Source organism: Vulcanococcus limneticus LL, from assembly GCF_943369875.1.
In the GTDB taxonomy this organism is placed as follows: Bacteria; Cyanobacteriota; Cyanobacteriia; order PCC-6307; family Cyanobiaceae; genus Vulcanococcus; species Vulcanococcus limneticus_A.
This window is the reverse complement of record NZ_CALROT020000011.1, coordinates 70205-87442: the sequence shown is the minus strand read 5'-3', so window position 1 is coordinate 87442 and position 17238 is coordinate 70205. Positions and strand designations below refer to the sequence as shown.

General features: G+C 73.0%; 18 protein-coding genes. 12 read left to right on the top strand and 6 right to left on the bottom strand.

The window, feature by feature from the left end; all coding sequences use genetic code 11:
- The first annotated feature begins 245 nt into the window (after positions 1–245).
- Positions 246–905 (top strand): DedA family protein, encoded by a 660-nt coding sequence (locus ACLV7J_RS12760; protein WP_411869447.1) that lies wholly within the window; start codon positions 246–248, stop codon positions 903–905.
- A 106-nt stretch (positions 906–1011) separates the two neighbouring features.
- On the opposite strand, the gene ACLV7J_RS12755 is transcribed toward ACLV7J_RS12760, so the two are convergent.
- Entirely contained in the window at positions 1012–1425 is a 414-nt protein-coding gene (locus ACLV7J_RS12755; RefSeq protein ID WP_411869446.1) for a single-stranded DNA-binding protein, read from the bottom strand.
- Between the two features lie 168 nt (positions 1426–1593).
- On the opposite strand from ACLV7J_RS12755, the gene ACLV7J_RS12750 reads away from it, so the two are divergent.
- From ACLV7J_RS12750 to ACLV7J_RS12720, 7 genes are all read left to right on the top strand, one after another.
- Positions 1594–2640 (top strand): rod shape-determining protein, encoded by a 1047-nt coding sequence (locus ACLV7J_RS12750; protein WP_255128517.1) that lies wholly within the window; start codon positions 1594–1596, stop codon positions 2638–2640.
- A gap of 5 nt (positions 2641–2645) precedes the next feature.
- Complete coding sequence (gene mreC, locus ACLV7J_RS12745) at positions 2646–3395, top strand: rod shape-determining protein MreC (protein ID WP_411869445.1); 750 nt, start codon at positions 2646–2648, stop codon at positions 3393–3395.
- Positions 3396–3398: 3 nt separating this feature from the next.
- On the top strand, positions 3399–3917 hold the full coding sequence (locus ACLV7J_RS12740; RefSeq protein WP_411869444.1) for a rod shape-determining protein MreD: 519 nt from the start codon (positions 3399–3401) through the stop codon (positions 3915–3917).
- 4 nt (positions 3918–3921) lie between these two features.
- Positions 3922–5247 (top strand): extracellular solute-binding protein, encoded by a 1326-nt coding sequence (locus ACLV7J_RS12735; protein WP_411869443.1) that lies wholly within the window; start codon positions 3922–3924, stop codon positions 5245–5247.
- Between the two features lie 293 nt (positions 5248–5540).
- On the top strand, positions 5541–6335 hold the full coding sequence (gene rpaB, locus ACLV7J_RS12730) for a response regulator transcription factor RpaB (protein ID WP_411869442.1): 795 nt from the start codon (positions 5541–5543) through the stop codon (positions 6333–6335).
- A gap of 84 nt (positions 6336–6419) precedes the next feature.
- Entirely contained in the window at positions 6420–7952 is a 1533-nt protein-coding gene (lysS, locus tag ACLV7J_RS12725) for a lysine--tRNA ligase (RefSeq protein ID WP_411869441.1), read from the top strand.
- Positions 7953–7981: 29 nt separating this feature from the next.
- A complete protein-coding gene (locus ACLV7J_RS12720) occupies positions 7982–8245 on the top strand; it encodes a hypothetical protein (protein ID WP_094591976.1) in 264 nt (87 codons plus the stop codon).
- 17 nt (positions 8246–8262) lie between these two features.
- Here ACLV7J_RS12720 and ACLV7J_RS12715 read toward each other — a convergent pair whose 3' ends face one another.
- Genes ACLV7J_RS12715 through egtB form a run of 4 tightly spaced genes read right to left on the bottom strand, consistent with a single transcriptional unit; the run spans position 8263 to position 11366 of the window.
- Positions 8263–8844, bottom strand: a complete 582-nt coding sequence (locus ACLV7J_RS12715) for a hercynine metabolism protein (RefSeq protein ID WP_411869440.1) — start codon at positions 8842–8844, stop codon at positions 8263–8265.
- The gene (locus ACLV7J_RS12710) at positions 8841–9074 is read right to left on the bottom strand and encodes a hercynine metabolism small protein (RefSeq protein WP_411869439.1); all 234 of its coding nucleotides are present in this window, start codon (positions 9072–9074) and stop codon (positions 8841–8843) included. Before ACLV7J_RS12710 ends, ACLV7J_RS12715 begins: the two co-directional genes overlap by 4 nt.
- Before the next feature lie 20 nt (positions 9075–9094).
- Positions 9095–10069: an L-histidine N(alpha)-methyltransferase gene (gene egtD, locus ACLV7J_RS12705; RefSeq protein ID WP_411869438.1), complete on the bottom strand. Its 975-nt coding sequence runs from the start codon at positions 10067–10069 to the stop codon at positions 9095–9097.
- The gene (gene egtB, locus ACLV7J_RS12700; RefSeq protein WP_411869437.1) at positions 10062–11366 is read right to left on the bottom strand and encodes an ergothioneine biosynthesis protein EgtB; all 1305 of its coding nucleotides are present in this window, start codon (positions 11364–11366) and stop codon (positions 10062–10064) included. Before egtB ends, egtD begins: the two co-directional genes overlap by 8 nt.
- Positions 11367–11459: 93 nt before the next feature.
- On the opposite strand from egtB, the gene ACLV7J_RS12695 reads away from it, so the two are divergent.
- Both ACLV7J_RS12695 and ACLV7J_RS12690 read left to right on the top strand, forming a co-directional pair.
- A complete protein-coding gene (locus ACLV7J_RS12695; protein WP_411869436.1) occupies positions 11460–12497 on the top strand; it encodes a cysteine synthase A in 1038 nt (345 codons plus the stop codon).
- Entirely contained in the window at positions 12494–14632 is a 2139-nt protein-coding gene (locus ACLV7J_RS12690; protein WP_411869435.1) for a serine/threonine protein kinase, read from the top strand. Before ACLV7J_RS12695 ends, ACLV7J_RS12690 begins: the two co-directional genes overlap by 4 nt.
- A gap of 21 nt (positions 14633–14653) precedes the next feature.
- Here the strand turns inward: ACLV7J_RS12690 and smpB are convergent, their stop codons facing one another.
- Positions 14654–15151: an SsrA-binding protein SmpB gene (gene smpB, locus ACLV7J_RS12685; protein WP_255128497.1), complete on the bottom strand. Its 498-nt coding sequence runs from the start codon at positions 15149–15151 to the stop codon at positions 14654–14656.
- 62 nt (positions 15152–15213) lie between these two features.
- Between smpB and ruvB the strand changes: the two genes are divergently transcribed.
- Positions 15214–16335: a Holliday junction branch migration DNA helicase RuvB gene (gene ruvB, locus ACLV7J_RS12680; RefSeq protein ID WP_411869434.1), complete on the top strand. Its 1122-nt coding sequence runs from the start codon at positions 15214–15216 to the stop codon at positions 16333–16335.
- A gap of 56 nt (positions 16336–16391) precedes the next feature.
- Positions 16392–17159 (top strand): tetratricopeptide repeat protein, encoded by a 768-nt coding sequence (locus ACLV7J_RS12675; RefSeq protein ID WP_411869459.1) that lies wholly within the window; start codon positions 16392–16394, stop codon positions 17157–17159.
- Positions 17160–17238 lie beyond the last annotated feature (79 nt).

Genomic DNA, 17238 nt, shown 5'->3' with positions numbered 1-17238 from the left:
CACTGCGTGACGCCTGCCCCGGACAGCTCCCGCCAGGGATGGCTTGGGGCATGGGTGAGGCTCGTGCTCTGACGTTGGGATCCCGCTGCCGCCGCACTGCTGGTGGGGTGGGGTCCTTGCTTTGTCTTGGTTGGCAGGCCCGGCGGGCGGGAGCGGCAGGGCTTTGTTGTGGCCCTGGTTGGGGCGGTTCGGCTGGGGGCTTCAGGATCGATGCCGGACAATCAGCGCAGCAAGCAGGAACCGCGATGGGGATCACTGAACTGGTGCAGCAGCTGCCGCAGCTGATCGGTTCGGCCGTGGAGGCCAATCCCCTGCTGGGCTATGGCGCCATCTTCGCGGCGATGTTCCTGGAGAACCTCTTCCCGCCAATTCCCTCGGAGCTGATCATGCCCCTGGGGGGCTTCTATGTGCAGCAGGGCCAGCTGGCCCTGATCCCGGTGGTGCTGGCGGGCCTGTTCGGCACGGTGCTGGGGGCCCTGCCCTGGTATGGCATCGGCCGGCTGATCAATGAGCAGCGCATCGAGCAATGGCTCGAGCGCCATGGCCGCTGGATCGGCATCAGCCCCCAGGAGCTGCACCGCAGCCGCGACTGGTTCTCCCGCTACGGCACGGCCCTGGTGTTCTGGGGCCGGCTGGTGCCCGGCATCCGCACGCTGATCTCAGTGCCGGCGGGCATCGAGATGATGCCCTTCACGCCGTTTCTGATCTGGACCACCGCGGGCAGCCTGATCTGGACCCTGCTGCTCACCCTGGCGGGCCTGGCCCTCGGTGAGGGCTACACCAACGTGGAGCACTGGATCGAGCCGGTGGCCAAGGCCGTGAAGGTGCTGCTGGTGCTGGCCGTGGCCGGCTTCGCCGTCTGGCTGGGGCTGCGCACCTGGAACAAGCGCAACAACTCCCACTGACGGCTGCCGGGCGAGTCCCGCTGACGCCTGGCGAAGTCGACGGGGAGGCCCCAGGGATCGGCCTGGGGTGACGCTCCCCTTCAGGGCGCCTCGGCCCGGGGTGGCCTCAGAACGGCACTTCCTCGTCGCTGGGCTCGCCGCCGCCGAAGCCGCCGCTGCCCCCGAAGCTGCCGCCGCCGCCGCCGAAGCCGCCGCCCTCGGCGTCGCGCTTGGAGCCGAGCAGTTCCAGCCGGTCGACCCGCACCACGGGCTTGCTGCGCTCCTCGCCACTGGCGCGGTCGGTCCAGCGGTCGAGCTTGAAGCTGCCGATGATCCCCAGCAGCGAGCCCTTGCGGACGTAGTCGGCGGCCACCTGGGCCTGCTTGCCCCAGATCTCGAGGTTGAACCAGTCGGGCTCGTCGTCGCGGCTGCGGCGGTTCACAGCGAGGGTGAGGTTCGCCACCATGCTGCCGGATTCGAAGTAGCGGACTTCGGGGTCGCGGCCGGCCCGGCCGACGAGGGTCACGGAATTGACGCCCATGGCGTTCTCCTGGATGTTCGGTTGGTCAATGATGCGCCACCCGCTCCGGGCGTCGCCTCCAGAGAGTTCCACCGCCGGGCCCGGTTGTACCGCGGGCCTGGTCAGGGGGTCTGGTCGGGGCCGCCGTGGAGGCCCCTCCTATGATTCGCCCCGCTTGGTGGCTGCTCCGTGTTCTTTCGACGTTTCCAGCTCTCCCGTGACATCGGCATCGATCTGGGAACGGCCAACACCCTGATCTATGTGTCCGGCAAGGGCATCGTGCTGCAGGAGCCCTCGGTGGTGGCCCTGGATCTCGAGCGCGGCGTGCCCCTGGCGGTGGGTGACGAGGCCAAGCTGATGCTCGGCCGCACCCCCGGCAACATCCGTGCCGTGCGGCCCCTGCGCGATGGCGTCATCGCCGACTTCGACGCCGCCGAGCAGATGATCAAGACCTTCATCCAGAAGGCCAACGAGGGCCGCGGCATCGTGGCGCCCCGCCTGGTGATCGGCATCCCCAGCGGCGTCACCGGCGTCGAGCGCCGTGCCGTGCGCGAGGCCGGCCTGGCCGGCGCCCGCACCGTGCACCTGATCGATGAGCCGGTGGCGGCCGCCATCGGCGCCGGCCTGCCGGTGACCGAGCCCGTGGGCACGATGATCGTGGACATCGGCGGCGGCACCACCGAGGTGGCCGTGCTCAGCCTCGGCGGCACCGTGCTCAGCGAGTCGGTGCGGGTGGCGGGCGATGAGCTCAGCGACGCCATCGGCGTGTACCTCAAGAAGGTGCACAACCTGGTGGTGGGCGAGCGCACCGCCGAGGACATCAAGATCCGCATCGGCTCGGCCTTCCCCGACGACGCCCACGACAACACGTCCATGGACGTGCGCGGCCTGCACCTGCTCTCCGGCCTGCCCCGCACCATCAACGTGCGGGCCGGCGACATCCGCGAGGCGATGGCCGAGCCCCTCAACGTGATCGTGGAGGCCGTGAAGCGCACCCTGGAGCGCACCCCGCCCGAGCTGGCCGCCGACATCGTGGACCGCGGCATCATGCTGGCCGGCGGCGGCGCCCAGGTGCGCGGCATCAGCGACCTGATCAGCCACGAGACCGGCATCCTGGTGCACGTGGCCGAGGATCCGCTGCTCTGCGTGGTCAACGGCTGCGGCCGCGTGCTGGAGGACTACAAGCGCCTCGAGCGCGTGCTCGACACGCCCGACTTCGCCCGGCAGTCGATCTGAACCCCATGAACGGGCGCCTGCCCCGCGTCCCCACCCTGCAGAAGCTGCTGCAGGCCTGGCCCTGGTGGCTGCTGGTGCTGGCCCTGGTGGGGGTGCGGCTGAGCAAGGGGGCCTTCCTCACCGATGCCTACGCCCTGCTGAGCCGGCCCTTCTGGCCCGGCACCGCCCAGGGGGACTGGATCAAGGCCGCCAGTGGGCTCTCGGACCAGACGCGCCTGGCCCAGCTGGAGCAGGACAACCGGCGCCTGCGGGGGCTGCTGGATCTGCAGCGCAGCCGCGGCGAGGCCGTCACGGCCCCGGTGATCTCCCGCGACGCCGGCGGTTGGTGGCAGCAGCTGGAGCTGGGCAAGGGGCAGCTCGAGGGCCTCGCCGCGGGGAATGCGGTGCTCGGGCCCGGCGGTCTGCTGGGTGTGGTGCACAGCGTGACCCCCAGCACCGCCCGGGTGCGCCTGCTCACCGACCCCGGCAGCCAGGTGGGGGTCTGGGTGGGCCGCACCCAGCGCCATGGCCTGCTGATCGGCCAGGGCACGGCCCGCCCTGTGCTCCACTTCCTCGACAAGGACACGGGTGTGCGGCCCGGCGACGTGGTGTCCACCTCCCCCGCCAGCACCCTGCTGCCCGCCAACGTGACCGTGGGTGTGATCCAGACCGTGAACGACCAGGCCGTGCCGGCCCCCGAGGCCGTGGTGCAGCTCAGCGCCCCCCTCGACGCCGTCGACTGGGTGCAGGTGGTGCCCCGCCGCGCCGGGGCCTGAGCCATGGCCCGCCTGTCTGCCCAGCTCTGGTGCGGTGCCACGGGCCTGTCGGTGCCGCTGCTCACCCTGGCTGCACCCGGGCTGCTGACGATCGGCGGGGTGGGGCCCAGCTGGGCGGTGCTGTGGCTGCTGCCCTGGGCCCTGGTGGACGGGCCCCGCTCCGGCGCCGTGGCGGGCCTGGCCCTGGGAATGGCCCTCGATGGCCTGCAGCTGGGCGGTGCCAGCCAGGTTCCGGCCCTGGCGCTGCTGGGCTGGTGGTGGGGCCGGCTGGGCCGCAACGGCCCCCCGATCGAGCGCAGTTTCAGCCTGGGGCTGCTGGCGGCCCTCGGCAGCCTGCTGCTGGGTGCCAGTCTGCTGCTGCAGCTGGGCCTGCCCGGGCTGGGGGGCTGGAGCGCGGGGGCGGTGCGGCTCTCCGGCCTGCACACCCTCCTGGCCCAGGGGCTGATCACGGCCCTGCTGGCGCCGCTGGTCTGCTCCTTGCTGCTGTTGTTCTGGCGCCAGCAGGTGTCGCTGCGGAACTGACTCCATGGCCCTCCGTCGCCCCTTCCGATTCGTTGCCCTGAGTTCCGCCCTCGTGCTGGCGGCTGCGGCCCTGGGCCTGGCGGGCTGCGGCCGGCCCAGGGTCGAGCGGCGCCAGCTGCAGGTGTGGACCCTGGATCTGGCCCCCAAGTTCAACGACACCATCAACGGCGCCATTGCCGCCTGGGAGCGCCAGCACCCGGATGTGGACGTGGTGTGGACCGACGTGCCCTGGGGCTCGGTGGAGCGCAAGCTGCTGGCCGCCGTGTTCGCCCGCACCGCGCCGGATGTGGTGAACCTCAACCCCCTGTTCGCCGCCAACCTGGCCAGCAAGGGTGGCCTGCTGCCCCTCGATCCGCTGCTGCCCCCCGGCGCCGAGGCCAGCTACCTGCCCCGGCTCTGGCAGGCGGGCCGCAGCGCCGGCCCCGACGGCCGGCCCCAGCAGTTCACCGTGCCCTGGTACCTCACGGTGCGGATCACCCTGGCCAATACGGGTCTGTTGCGGCAGGCGGGCTACACGGCACCGCCGCGCCGCTGGCAGGAGGTGCCGGCCTACGCCGAGGCGGTGAAGCGCAAGACCGGCCGCTACGCCCTGTTCGTGACCGTGGTGCCCGACGACTCGGCCGAGCTGCTGGAGTCGATGGTGCAGATGGGGGTGACCCTGCTGGACGGGCGCCAGCGGGCCGCCTTCAACAGCCCGGCGGGCCGCCGCGCCTTCGCCTTCTGGACCGACCTCTACCGCCGCGGCCTGCTGCCCCGCGAGGTGGTGAGCCAGGGCTACCGCCGCGCCATCGAGCTGTATCAGAGCGGTGAGCTGGCCCAGGTGGGCAGCGGCGCCGAGTTCCTGCGCAGCATCCAGACCAACGCCCCCCGCATCGCCGCCGTCACCCGCCCCTTCCCGCCGCTCACCGGCGCCTCGGGCGACGCCAACGTGGCGGTGATGAACCTGGCGGTGCCCAAGCAGACCCGGCTCCCCAGGGAGGCCCTCAGCTTCGCCCTGTTCCTCACCGACGCCACCAACCAGGCCCGCTTTGCCGAGCAGGCCCGGGTGCTGCCCTCCTCGAAAGGCGCCCTGCGCCAGCTGGAGGCCGGCCTGCGCCGCGAGCGCCCCGCCAGCCCCGACGAGGCCCTGGTGCAGCAGGCCCGCCTGCTCTCCGCCGACACCCTCGAGCGCGCCCGGGTGCTGGTCCCCGCCAGCCCCGGCGTGAAACGCCTGCAGGCCATCGTCTACACCCAGCTGCAGCGGGCCATGCTCGGTCAGCTCAGCAGCGACGCCGCCCTGGCCGAAGCCGAACGCCAGTGGAACGCCTACGCCACCTCCCGCTGGCCCTAATTCCCCAAGACCCGCCGCGCCCGCCCTTCCATGCCCCAGCTCCCTCTCCGGCCAGCCCAGCGGGTGTGCGCCGCACGCAGCGTCGCGCAGCGGGCTGCGGTAGGCACACACCCGCTGGGCTGATAAGAGTCAGCCCAAAGAAAACCTTAAGAGTTCGGGATTGGGGCTGTTTCGCACCGCGCTGGCGGCGCGTGGGGCCCTGTGTGAGCGGTAGTGTTGCGCTTCTTCATCCCTCTGTGCCCATGCCCCTGGAGGATCTTTCCCGGCATGGTCTTGAGCGGACCGGGCGAGGCGTGAGCGGTCAGGGCGTGGGCGAGAACGACGAGGGGCCGGGCCAGGCCGAGCACCGGGCCACCCTGCTGGTGGTGGACGACGAGGCGGCGGTGCGGCGGGTGCTGGTGATGCGCCTGCAGCTGGCGGGGTACCGGGTGGTGTGCGCCGAGGACGGCGAGGAGGCCCTGGCCCTGTTCCACAAGGAGCAGCCCGATCTGGTGGTGCTCGATGTGATGCTGCCGAAGCTGGACGGCTTCGCGGTGTGCCGGCGGCTGCGGGCGGAATCCTGCGTGCCGATCATCTTCCTCTCGGCCCTCGATGCCATCGCCGAGCGGGTGGCGGGCCTGGATCTCGGCGCCGACGACTACCTGCCCAAGCCCTTCAGCCCCAAGGAGCTCGAGGCCCGCATCGCCACGATCCTGCGGCGGGTGGGCCGCGGCTCCGCCGGCGCCGAGCCCCGCGACGTGCCGGCGGGCCAGGGCGTGCTGCGGGTGGGAGATCTGGTGGTGGACACCAACCGCCGCCAGGTGACCCGCGACGGTGAGCGCATTGGCCTCACCTACACCGAATTCAGCCTGCTGGAGCTGCTGTTCCGGGAGCCGGGGCGGGTGGTGCCCCGGGCCGAGATCCTCGAGCAGCTCTGGGGCTATCCCCCCCGCCGTGCCGCCGATCTGCGGGTGGTGGACGTGTACGTGGCCCGGCTGCGGGGCAAGCTCGAGCCCGACCCCCGCAACCCGGAGCTGATCCTCACGGTGCGCGGCACCGGCTACGCCTCCCAGCGGGTGGGCGATCCCGCCCTGGCCACGGCGGTCTGAGCGGTCCCGTCTGGCCCCGGCCGGGCATGAGCTCCGGGTTCCGGCGTTCCTGCAGGATGGCTCCCAGCTGAGACCCCTGGAGCCTTGTCGGAGCTGCGCGAGACCCGCCTGGAGAAAGCCCGGACCCTCGCCGCCCTGGGCCAGGGCCCCTACGGCCTGCGCTTCGAGCCCACCCACCGCACCGCTGCCCTGCAGCACGACCACGCCGACCTGCCCAACGGCCAGGAGCGCGACGTGGCCGTGGCCGTGGCCGGTCGGGTGATGACCCGCCGGGTGATGGGCAAGCTCGCCTTCTTCACCCTGGCCGATGAGAGCGGCCCGATCCAGCTGTTCATCGAGAAGGCCACCCTCGCCGCGTCGATGCCCGAGGACCCCGACGCCTTCGCCCACCTCACCTCCCTAGTGGATGCCGGCGATCTGATCGGCGTGCACGGCAGCCTGCGCCGCACCGACCGGGGCGAGCTCTCGGTGAAGGTGACGGGCTGGACCATGCTCACCAAGGCCCTCCAGCCCCTGCCGGACAAGTGGCATGGCCTGGCCGATGTGGAGAAGCGCTACCGGCAGCGCTACCTGGATCTGATCGTTTCGCCCGACACCCGCGAGACCTTCCGGCGCCGGGCCCTGGCGGTGAGCGCCATGCGCCGCTGGCTGGATGAGCGCGACTTCCTGGAGATCGAGACCCCCGTGCTGCAGAGCCAGCCCGGCGGCGCCGATGCCCGGCCCTTCGAGACCCACCACAACGCCCTGGATCTGCCGCTGACGCTGCGGATCGCCACGGAGCTGCACCTCAAGCGGCTGGTGGTGGGCGGCTTCGAGCGGGTGTACGAGCTGGGCCGGATCTTCCGCAACGAGGGGGTGAGCACGCGCCACAACCCCGAGTTCACGTCGGTGGAGATCTACCAGGCCTACGCCGATTACACCGACATGATGGCGCTCACCGAGCAGCTGATCGCCCACGTGTGCCAGCAGGTGTGCGGCAGCACCCGGATCAGCTACCAGGGCACCGAGATCGACCTCACGCCCCCCTGGCGCCGGGCCACCATGCACGAGCTGGTTCAGGACGCCACGGGGCTGGACTTCACCGGCTTCAGCAGCCGCGACGAGGCCGCCGCGGCGATGCAGGCGAAGGGGCTGGAGGTGCCGGCCCTGGCGGATTCCGTGGGCCGGCTGCTGGTGGAGGCCTTTGAGCAGCGGGTGGAGGCGGATCTGATCCAGCCCACCTTCGTGCTCGATTACCCGGTGGAGAATTCACCCCTGGCCCGCGCCCACCGCAGCAAGCCGGGGCTGGTGGAGCGCTTCGAGCTGTTCATCGTGGGCCGCGAGACGGCCAATGCCTTCAGCGAGCTGATCGATCCGGTGGATCAGCGCCAGCGCCTGGAGGCCCAGCAGGAGCGCAAGGCCGCCGGCGACGACGAGGCCCAGACGGTGGATGAGGACTTCCTGCACGCCCTGGAGGTGGGCATGCCCCCCACGGGCGGTCTGGGTATCGGCATCGACCGGCTGGTGATGCTGCTCACCGACAGCCCCTCGATCCGCGACGTGATTGCCTTCCCGCTGCTGCGTCCAGAGGCGCGGGCTGAAGCGCGCCAGGAGCCGCGGCCGGCCGCAATGGGATAATCGATCACAGTAGGCAATCTCCCCCATCCATGAGCGGTGAGCGCGTCGGTTTTCGCTTCAAGCACGCGGACGCGGTGGTGAAGCGCAACCCCCAGGGCCGTTCCCGCCGGGGATGGGTGATGGAGCCAGTGGAGCAGACCACCAGCCGGGGCACCAAGATGCCGGCCTACCGGATCCGCTGGCGCGACAGTGAACGCCCGGAGATCGTGCTCCAGCACATGCTGATCGCCGATCCCGACCCCACCCCGCCGCCCGAGGGCGTGAGCCTGGTGCCGCCGGCGCCCAAGGGCTGACTTCAGCCCCCACCCCTTCAGCCCTGGCGGCGGCGTAGCTGCTCCAGCTCCTGTTCCGCTTCAAAGCGCGCCCAGGCCTGCTCCAGATCGGCAGGATCGGACTGTGCCCGATCCGCCTGGGCTCGATCGGGCTGGGACCGGTCGGTGCTTGCTCCTTCGGCTTGGGGGTTCCCCTGCGCCTGGCTCGCTGCCGCCTGGGCCAGGGCGTCGAGCTCCTGCTCCACCTGGCGGAACTGGCTGCCCAGCTCGCCCAGGGCCTGCCAGCGGTCGCGGCCCTGGGCCATCAGCCCATGGAGGTGCTGGTCTGCCCGGGCCGCCAGGTCGCTGGCTCCGGCGGCCCGGGCCCGCTCCACCCGCCGCTGCCACTCGGCGATCTCGGCGGCCAGCTGCAACAGCCCGGCGCGGGCCTGCTCGGCCTGGCCCCGCAGCTCCAGCCGCCGGCGCTTGAGCCGCTGCTGGCGTTCCTGCTGTTCCTGTTCGCGCAGCAGGGCCTCCTGGGCCGGGTTGGCGGCCAGGAAGGCCTCAAGCTGCTGCTCCAGCTGGGCCTCCAGCCGTTCAAACCAGCCCGCCGCCTCGCCGGGATCCGTGCCGGTGCTCATGGGGCCGGATCCGGCGCGCGGGTGATCAGCGGCGCCTCGATCTCCTCCTGCAGCGGCGTGATCGCCGCCTCGCGGGAGCGCAGCAGCAGCTGGGTGAGCCGGGCGATGCCGCCCTCCCCAAGATCCTGGCCGGCGACCCGGTCGAAGGCCTGCATGTAGAGCTCCTCCAGCTGGGCGATCAGGCCCTCGCGCAGCTCGCGCACGGCACGGCGCTGGTCTTCCCTCGACATGGCTTCTCCCGCGGCGCCGTTCAGTTCCCAGAGTCTGCCTGCACCAGCAGGTGCAGGCTCAGATCGCCGGCCGGATCGCTCCAGCGCTGCGCCCCCCGCCAGCCGGCGGCGGCCGCCAGCGTCAGGAAGGCCTCAGGGTCATATTTGGCGCTGGTTTCGGTGATCAGCGCCTCGCTCGCCGCGAAGGTCCAGCGCTGTCCCGCCAGGGTCACCGTCTGCTCCCGCTCACTCACCAGGGCCATCTCGATGTGGCTGGCCTGTGGGATCCAGCGGGCCCTGTAGCGGAAGGCGGCTGGATCGAAATCCCCCGCCAGCTCCCGGTTGAGCCGGGCCAGCAGGTTGAGGGCGAAGGCGGCCGAGATGCCGGCGGCATCGTTGTAGGCGGCCTCCAGCCGATCCACCGGCTTGGGCTGGTCGATGCCGATCAGCAGCGTGCCGCCGGGGCCCAGCAGCCGCCGGAACTGACGCAGCAGCGCGCAGGCCGCCGCCGGCTCGAAGTTGCCCAGGGAGCTGCCGGGGAAGAAGCCCAGATGGGCGCTGCCGCTCAGCAGCGGGTGCTCCGGCAGGGCCTGCAGCTGGCTGTAGTCGCAGCAGATGCCCGCGATCGCCGCGGCGGGATGGCGCCGCTGCAGCCGGCCGCAGGCCTCCTGCAGGTGCTCGGCGCTGATGTCGAGCGCCATGTAGGCCGGTGTCCGCCCGGCGGCCTCGATCGCCTCCAGCAGCGGACTCACCTTGCGGGCGCTGCCCGCCCCGAACTCCACCAGGGTGCCGGGGCCCAGGGCCGCGGTGATGGCCGGGGCCTGCGCCTCCAGCAGGGCTGTTTCGGTGGCGGTGAGGCTGTATTCGGGCTGCTGGCAGATCAGGTCGAACAGGCGCGAACCTTCGGCGTCGTACAGGAACCAGGCCGGCAGCTGCTTCGGGCTGCGGCTGAGGCCCTCGATCACCAGCCGGCGCACATCGGCCGGCGCCGGGTGCAGGTCGAGCAGGTCAGGCATCGCCCGCCAGCCGCAGGCCGCTGGCCATCCAGCGGCTCGCCGGTGGATAGAAGTTGCGGTAGGTGAGCCGGGCGTGGCCTTCGGGGGTCAGGAAGCAGCTGCCGCGCAGCACGAACTGGGAGGTCATGAACTTGCCGTTGTATTCCCCGATGGCGCCCGCCGCCGGTGCGAAGCCCGGGTAGGGCCGGTAGGGGCTGGCGGTCCACTGCCAGAGGCTCCCGAAGGCCTGGGGCAGGCCGGCGGCGGCGGCCACCTCCCACTCCGCCTCGCTGGGGAGCCGGGCCCCGGCCCAGCGGGCGTAGGCATCGGCCTCAAACCAGCTCAGGTGCCGCACCGGCGCCTCCGGCGGCCGCGGCCTTCGGCCCGCGAGGCTGAACTCCCAGTCGCCCCGCCAGTAGCGCGGCGCCCGCCAGCCCCGCTGCTGCACCGCCGCCCAGCCCTCGCTCATCCACAGCTCCGGGCGTTGGTAGCCGCCGTCGGCGATGAAGGCGGCGAAGTCGCCGTTGCTCACCAGCCGCTCTGCGATCGCGAAGGGTTCCAGCCAGACGCGGTGGCGGGGCGCCTCGTTGTCGAAGTGGAAGTCGCCGGGCGAGGCGTCGGGGCCGCCGCCGCCACCCGGGTGGCCGATCTCCACCAGCCCTCCCGCCACCTGGATCCAGCTCGGGCGGGCCGGGGCCATGGCGCCGCCGGCCGCCGCCCAGCTGCCCAGATAGGCCAGCTCGGGACTGATGGGCGCCTGGTGCCCCGGCTCCTCCTCCCCCTCCAGCGGCCAGGCCGCCGGCTCCAGGGGGTTGCGGCTGAAGCCGTCGAGCAGGTCCATCAGCAGCAGCTCCTGGTGCTGCTGCTCGTGCTGCAGGCCCAGTTCCACCAGGGCCAGGCCGGCGGCATCGCCCGCGGCCTCCAGCTGCTCCACCAGGGCCTCCAGGGCGTTCGTCACCCGCTGGCGCCAGGCCAGCACGTCGGCGATCGGCGGTCGGGTGAGCAGGCCCCGCTGCGGCCGCGGCTGCCGCGGCCCCACCGCCTCGTAGTAGCTGTTGAAGAGGTAGCGCCAGCGCTCGTCGGCGGGTTCATAGGCCGGGATCGGCCCGCGGCCGGGCTGATCCCCTGCCGCCCGCCCCCGCAGCAGGAACTCCTCGAAGAACCAGCTGGTGTGGCCCAGATGCCACTTGGCAGGGCTGGCCTCGGCCATGCCCTGCAGGCAGAGGTCTTCCGGTTCGAGGCCGGCGATCAGGGCCTCGCTGCGCCCACGGATCCGCCGCACCCGGGGCAGCAGGGCGGCGGCGGGCGGGAGCGCCATCGGGGCGGTGTGTCTGGGCAGACCCTAGGGCTCTGGAGCGGTCCCATCAGCGCCCCTACGATCGCGCCACAGCAGAACGTGGGCACCGACCGCATGGTTGCCAGCACACCGGCCAGTTCCACCGCCAGCAGCCAGGCCCGGACCACCGGCATCACCGCAGGCTTCGTCGGCGCGGTCGGCCACACGCCCCTGATCCGGCTCCAGGCCCTCAGCGAGCTCACGGGCTGCGAGATCCTCGGCAAGGCCGAGTTCATGAACCCCGGCGGTTCGGTGAAGGATCGGGCGGCCCTGGGCATCCTGCAGGAGGCCGAGGAGCAGGGGCTGCTGCAGCCCGGCGGCACCGTGGTGGAGGGCACCGCCGGCAACACCGGCATCGGCCTCACCCACCTCTGCAATGCCCGCGGCTACAGGGCCCTGATCGTGATCCCGGACACCCAGTCGGCCGAGAAGATCGGCCTGCTGCGCAGCCTCGGCGCCGAGGTGCGCACGGTGCCGGCGGTGCCTTACCGCGACCCCAACAACTACGTGCGCCTCTCCGGCCGCATCGCCGCCGAGACCCCCGGCGCCGTGTGGGCCAACCAGTTCGACAACCTCGCCAACCGCCGCGCCCACTACAACTCCACCGGCCCGGAGATCTGGCAGCAGACGGGGGGCCAGGTGGATGCCTGGGTGGCGGCCACCGGCACCGGCGGGACGTACGCCGGCGTGGCCCTGTATCTGAAGGACCAGAACCCCGCGGTGCGCTGCGTGCTGGCCGATCCCCACGGCAGCGCGCTCTACAGCTGGGCCAGGACCGGTGAACTGGCCAGCGAGGGCAGCTCGATCACCGAGGGCATCGGCAACAGCCGCGTGACCGCCAATCTGGAGGGTGCCCCGGTGGATGACGCCGTGCGCATCGACGACCAGCAGGCCCTCGACACCATCTACCGGCTGCTGTGGCAGGAGGGCCTGTTTCTGGGCGGCTCGGTGGGCATCAACGTGGCCGCGGCGGTGGAGACCGCCCGGCGCCTCGGCCCCGGCCACACCATCGTGACCGTGCTGTGTGACAGCGGCGATCGCTACCGGTCACGGCTCTATGACCACGACTGGCTGGCGGCCAAGGGGCTTCGGCAACCTGTGCGCCAGTCGTGAGCGGCGCCGTGCTGGGTGAGGTGATCGGCGAGCGCTACCGCCTCGAGGCGGAACTGGCCCGCGGCAGCCAGGGGGTGCTCTGGCGCGCCAGCGACCAGCTGGCGGGCGGGGCGCCGGTGGTGCTGCGCCAGCTGGGGGCCGAGCAGCCCCAGCTGCAGGCCCAGGTGCGTGAGCTCTGGCCGCGGCTGCAGGGGGTGCTGCATCCCCAGGTGCCGCGCTTCGGCGGGCTGATCGAGGCCGACGGAGCCCTCTGGCTGGTGCGGGAGTGGCAGGACGGCCGCACCTACGCCGAGCTGCTGGAGGCCCGGCGCCAGCGCCAGCTCGTGTTCGGCGCCGGCGAGGTGCTGCTGCTGCTGCGTCAGCTGCTGCCGGTGCTGGCGGTGCTGCACAGCCAGGAGCTGCTGCACGGGGATCTCACCCCCGCCAACCTGCTGCGCCGCGAACGCGACGGGCTGCCGGTGCTGCTGGATTTCGGCCTGGTGCGGGGCCACGGTGCCACGGCCGCCGGCGTCACCCCCGGCTACGGCGCTCCGGAGCTGGGCCGCGGCGAACCGGCCGAGCCCTGGATGGACCTCTACGGCCTGGGGGTGGTGGCCCTGGTGCTGCTCAGCGGCGACGAGCCGGCCGAGCTGCTCGATCCGGTGACCCTGGAGTGGCGCTGGCCCGCCGCCCTCGATGGCGAGCCCGCCCTGCAGGCGGCCCTGGAGCCGCTGCTGGCCAGCGACCCCGGCCGCCGCTACCCCTCGGCAGGCTCCGCGCTGCAGGCCCTGCAGCAGCTGCCCATGCCCGACAGCACGGGGCCGGTGCCCCGCGCCGATCGCACCGTGGTGCTGGTGCCCCAGGCTCCCCTGCCGGAGCCGGTCCAGGGTGGGGACGTTGCCCCAGGGGTGCCGCCCGCCCCCCCCGCCGAGTCGGCGGCCCCAGCGCAGCCATCGGCCCCACCGCCGTCGCCTGGCGAGGCACCCGCCACCGCTGGGGCTCCCGAGCTGCCCCCGGTTGCCGTGGCGGCCCCCACCCCCCTCGCCCAGCCGCCGCTGCGCAGCCGCCAGGAGGAGCGCGAGGAGGCGGCGGAGGGGCGGCTCTGGCCCGTGGTGCTGGCGCTGGTGATCTCCGCCGTGCTGGGCACGGCCCTGGGCTGGCTGGTGCTCAGCCGCGGGCGGGTGGCCACCACGGAGCCGGGCAGCGGTCTGCAGCTGCCCAGCAGCCTGCCGCCGGCGGAGGTGGACCAGCGCCAGCAGCTGCTCAACCGGCTGCGGGCCCTGCAGATCGACCGCGGCTGGTTCCTCAAGCTGGTGGATGCCAGCCTGCTGGCCCAGTTCCCGGAGCGGGGCGGCCGCCTGCCCAACGACTCCCTCGACGACGCCCCCCTGCGCAAGATCTGGAACGAGCTGGCCCAGGAGTGGATCAGCCGGGTGGAGCAGCTGCCCCTGGAGATCCGCACCCGCCTGGGCAGCTTCACCGCCGGCGACTGGCAGAAGCGCCAGGCGGCCCTGGTGGCCCGCGGCCTCAGCGCCGAGGTGCTGCGCCAGCTGGTGTCGGGCAGCGCCCAGAACCTGCTGCCCGGCCGCTCCGCCGGCGACATCCCGCCCGAGCCCTTCCGCCAGCTCTGGTATGCGGCCGCCGAGCAGGGCCTGGCCAACGTGCGCATCGAGCCGATCCAGACCCGCCTCGGCCAGACCAATGTGGTGTCGGCCCAGGTGGATGCCGGCGGCGCCCGCCTGTTCCCGATCCGCCTCACCCCTGGCACCCGCCTGGTGCTGGGGGTGAACGGCTCGCCGCTGATGCAGATGAGCGTGTTCGGCGCCGACGGCGGCGTGCTCGAGGCCAAGGGGCCGCTGCGGGTGGTCAGCCTCGCCCGGGTGGCCGGCTCGCCCGTGCAGCTGCTCGTGACCAACGACGGCGTGGCGCCGGCCCTGATCACCCTGTCGCTGCGGGTGGATCCGGCGGCGCCGGAGGCCACGGCCCGCCCGGGGGAGGCGGCCCTGCCCCCCGCCGGCAGCACCGCCCAGCCCGCCGATCCCGCGCAACCCCAGGCCCAGCCCGCGCCGGCCAGCCCCGCCGCGCCGGCCCAGCCGGCCCCGGCCGCCCCCGCGACCCCGGCAACGCCCCCGAGCCCGCCGCCGCCGGTGAACTGACCGCGGGCCCTGACCCCTGCTCTACAGGCGGGCGATCGCCGCCTTGGCGTCCTTGATGTCCTGCTTGCGCCGCTCCTCCTGGCGCTTGTCGTGCAGCTTGCGGCCCTTGCCCAGGCCGATGGTGAGCTTGATCCAGGAGCCCTTGAGGTGCAGGTTCAGCGGGATCAGGGTGAGCCCCTTCTGCTCCAGGGCCACGCGCAGCTTCTCGATCTCGCGGCCGTGGGCCAGCAACTTGCGCACCCGCAGCGGGTCGTGGTTGAAGTAGGCGCCGGCGTGGCTGTGGGGCGAGATGTGCACGTTGTGCAGCTGCAGTTCGCCCTTGCGGATCAGGCAGAAGCCGTCGCGCAGGTTGCACTGGCCGGCCCGGATCGACTTCACCTCCGTGCCGCGCAGCTCGATGCCGCACTCGAGGGTTTCGAGGATCTCGTACTGATGGCGCGCGAAGCGGTTGTCGGCCAGCAGCTTGTTGGCGGCATCGCGCTGGGCCTTGGCGCTCGTCTTGCCTCCGCCCTTCGCCATCGCCGCTCCGCCCATCCGCCCAGAATCTTCCGACCCTAGGGATCCCCCGGTACCGTCAGCCCATGGCGATTGTCTCCTCGGGTTCCGCGGCGCCCCGCGGCCGCGCCGCCGCTGATGGCGCCCGCGATCGCCCGGGGCCTGGGCCGGCGGCGTCCGAGCGGCTGGTGGCCCCCCAGGCCACGGCCGACGAGACCAGGGCCGACGAGACCAGGGCCGACGAGGCCCCCGAGGCGCCGATCCTGCGGGAGGACAGCCTGCGGCCGCGGCGGCTGGCCGACTACATCGGCCAGAGCGAGCTCAAGCAGGTGCTCGGCATCGCCGTGGAGGCCACCCGCGCCCGCGGCGAGGCCCTCGATCACGTGCTGCTCTACGGCCCGCCGGGCCTGGGCAAGACCACCATGGCCCTGGTGCTGGCCGAGGAGCTGGGGGTGCGCTGCCGCATCACCAGCGCCCCGGCCCTGGAGCGCCCCCGCGACATCGTGGGCCTGCTGGTGAACCTGCAGCCCCACGAGCTGCTGTTCATCGACGAGATCCACCGGCTCAACCGGGTGGCCGAGGAGATCCTCTACCCGGCCATGGAGGACTTCCGCCTCGATCTCACCGTGGGCAAGGGCACCACCGCCCGCACCCGCAGCCTGCCGATTGCCCCCTTCACCCTGGTGGGGGCCACCACCCGCGCCGGCTCCCTCAGCTCGCCGCTGCGGGATCGCTTCGGGCTGATCCAGCGGCTGGAGTTCTATGGCCTGGCCGACCTGCAGGCGATCGTGCAGCGGGCCGCCACCCTGCTGCAGGTGGAGCTCGACGGCGCCGCCGCCCTGGAGGTGGCCCGCCGCTGCCGCGGCACGCCCCGCATCGCCAACCGGCTGCTGCGGCGGGTGCGCGATGTGGCCGCCGTGCACGGCCATGGCTCCGTCAGCGCCGAGCTGGTGCATGAGGCCCTGAGCCTGCACCGGGTGGATGGCCGCGGCCTCGACGCCAGTGACCGGCGTCTGCTCAGCCTGCTGCTGGAGGGCTACGGCGGTGGCCCGGTGGGCCTCGACACCCTGGCCGCCGGCCTGGGCGAGGACCCGGCCACCCTGGAGGCGGTGGTGGAGCCGTTCCTGCTGCAGCAGGGCCTGCTGCAGCGCACGCCCCGGGGCCGGGTGATCACCGACGCCGGCCGGGCCCACCTGGAGGCGGCGTGATCGGTTCCCTGCTGGCCCTGGTCCTGGGGGTGCTGCTGGCCTTCGGCCCTGTCGCGATGGCGGTGGCCGCCACGCCCAGCTCCGGCTCCGAACCCCTGGCCGAACCCCTGCCCCAGCTGTTCGATCGCGCCCTGCGGGCCAGCCGCGACGGCCGCTTCGGCGATGCCCTGCCCCTCTGGGATCAGGTGATCGCCCGCGCTCCCGACGATGCCGCCGCCTGGAGCAACCGCGGCAACGTGCGGCTGGCCCTCGGCGATCCCCAGGCCGCCATCGCCGACCAGGGCCGCGCCATGGAGCTCGATCCGATCAGCGCCGATCCCCACCTCAACCGCGGCACCGCCGAGGAGTCCCTGGGGCTGTGGCAGGCCGCGGCGGCGGACTACCGCTGGATCCTGGAGCGGGATGGGGCGGCGGGCCGCCCGCCCGATGCCTCGGCCCTCTACAACCTGGGCAACGTGCAGGGGTCCCTCGGCGACTGGCCGGCCGCCCGCGACAGCTTCGCGGCGGCGGCCGAGGCCCGCCCGGGCTTCGCCATGGCCCGCTCCAGCGCCGCCCTGGCCGCCTTCCAGCTGGGCGAGCTGGAGGAGGCCGAGCGGCAGCTGCGCAACCTGATCCGCCGCTACCCCCTGTTCGCCGATGCCCGGGCCGGCCTCACGGCCCTGCTCTGGCGCCGCGGCGCCGGCGGCGAGGCCGAGAGCCACTGGGCCGCCGCCTCCGGCCTCGATCCCCGGTATCGGCAGCCAGAATGGCTCCTTGAGAGTCGGCGCTGGCCCCCGCAGCCGGTGCAGGCCCTCGAGGATTTCCTCGCCCTGGCCAGCCGATGACCCCCGCCGCCAAGGTTCCCGCCGCCCAGGTCCCTGCCGCTCCGGTGCCCGTTGCCCCGGTGCCCGCCGGCCAGGCGCC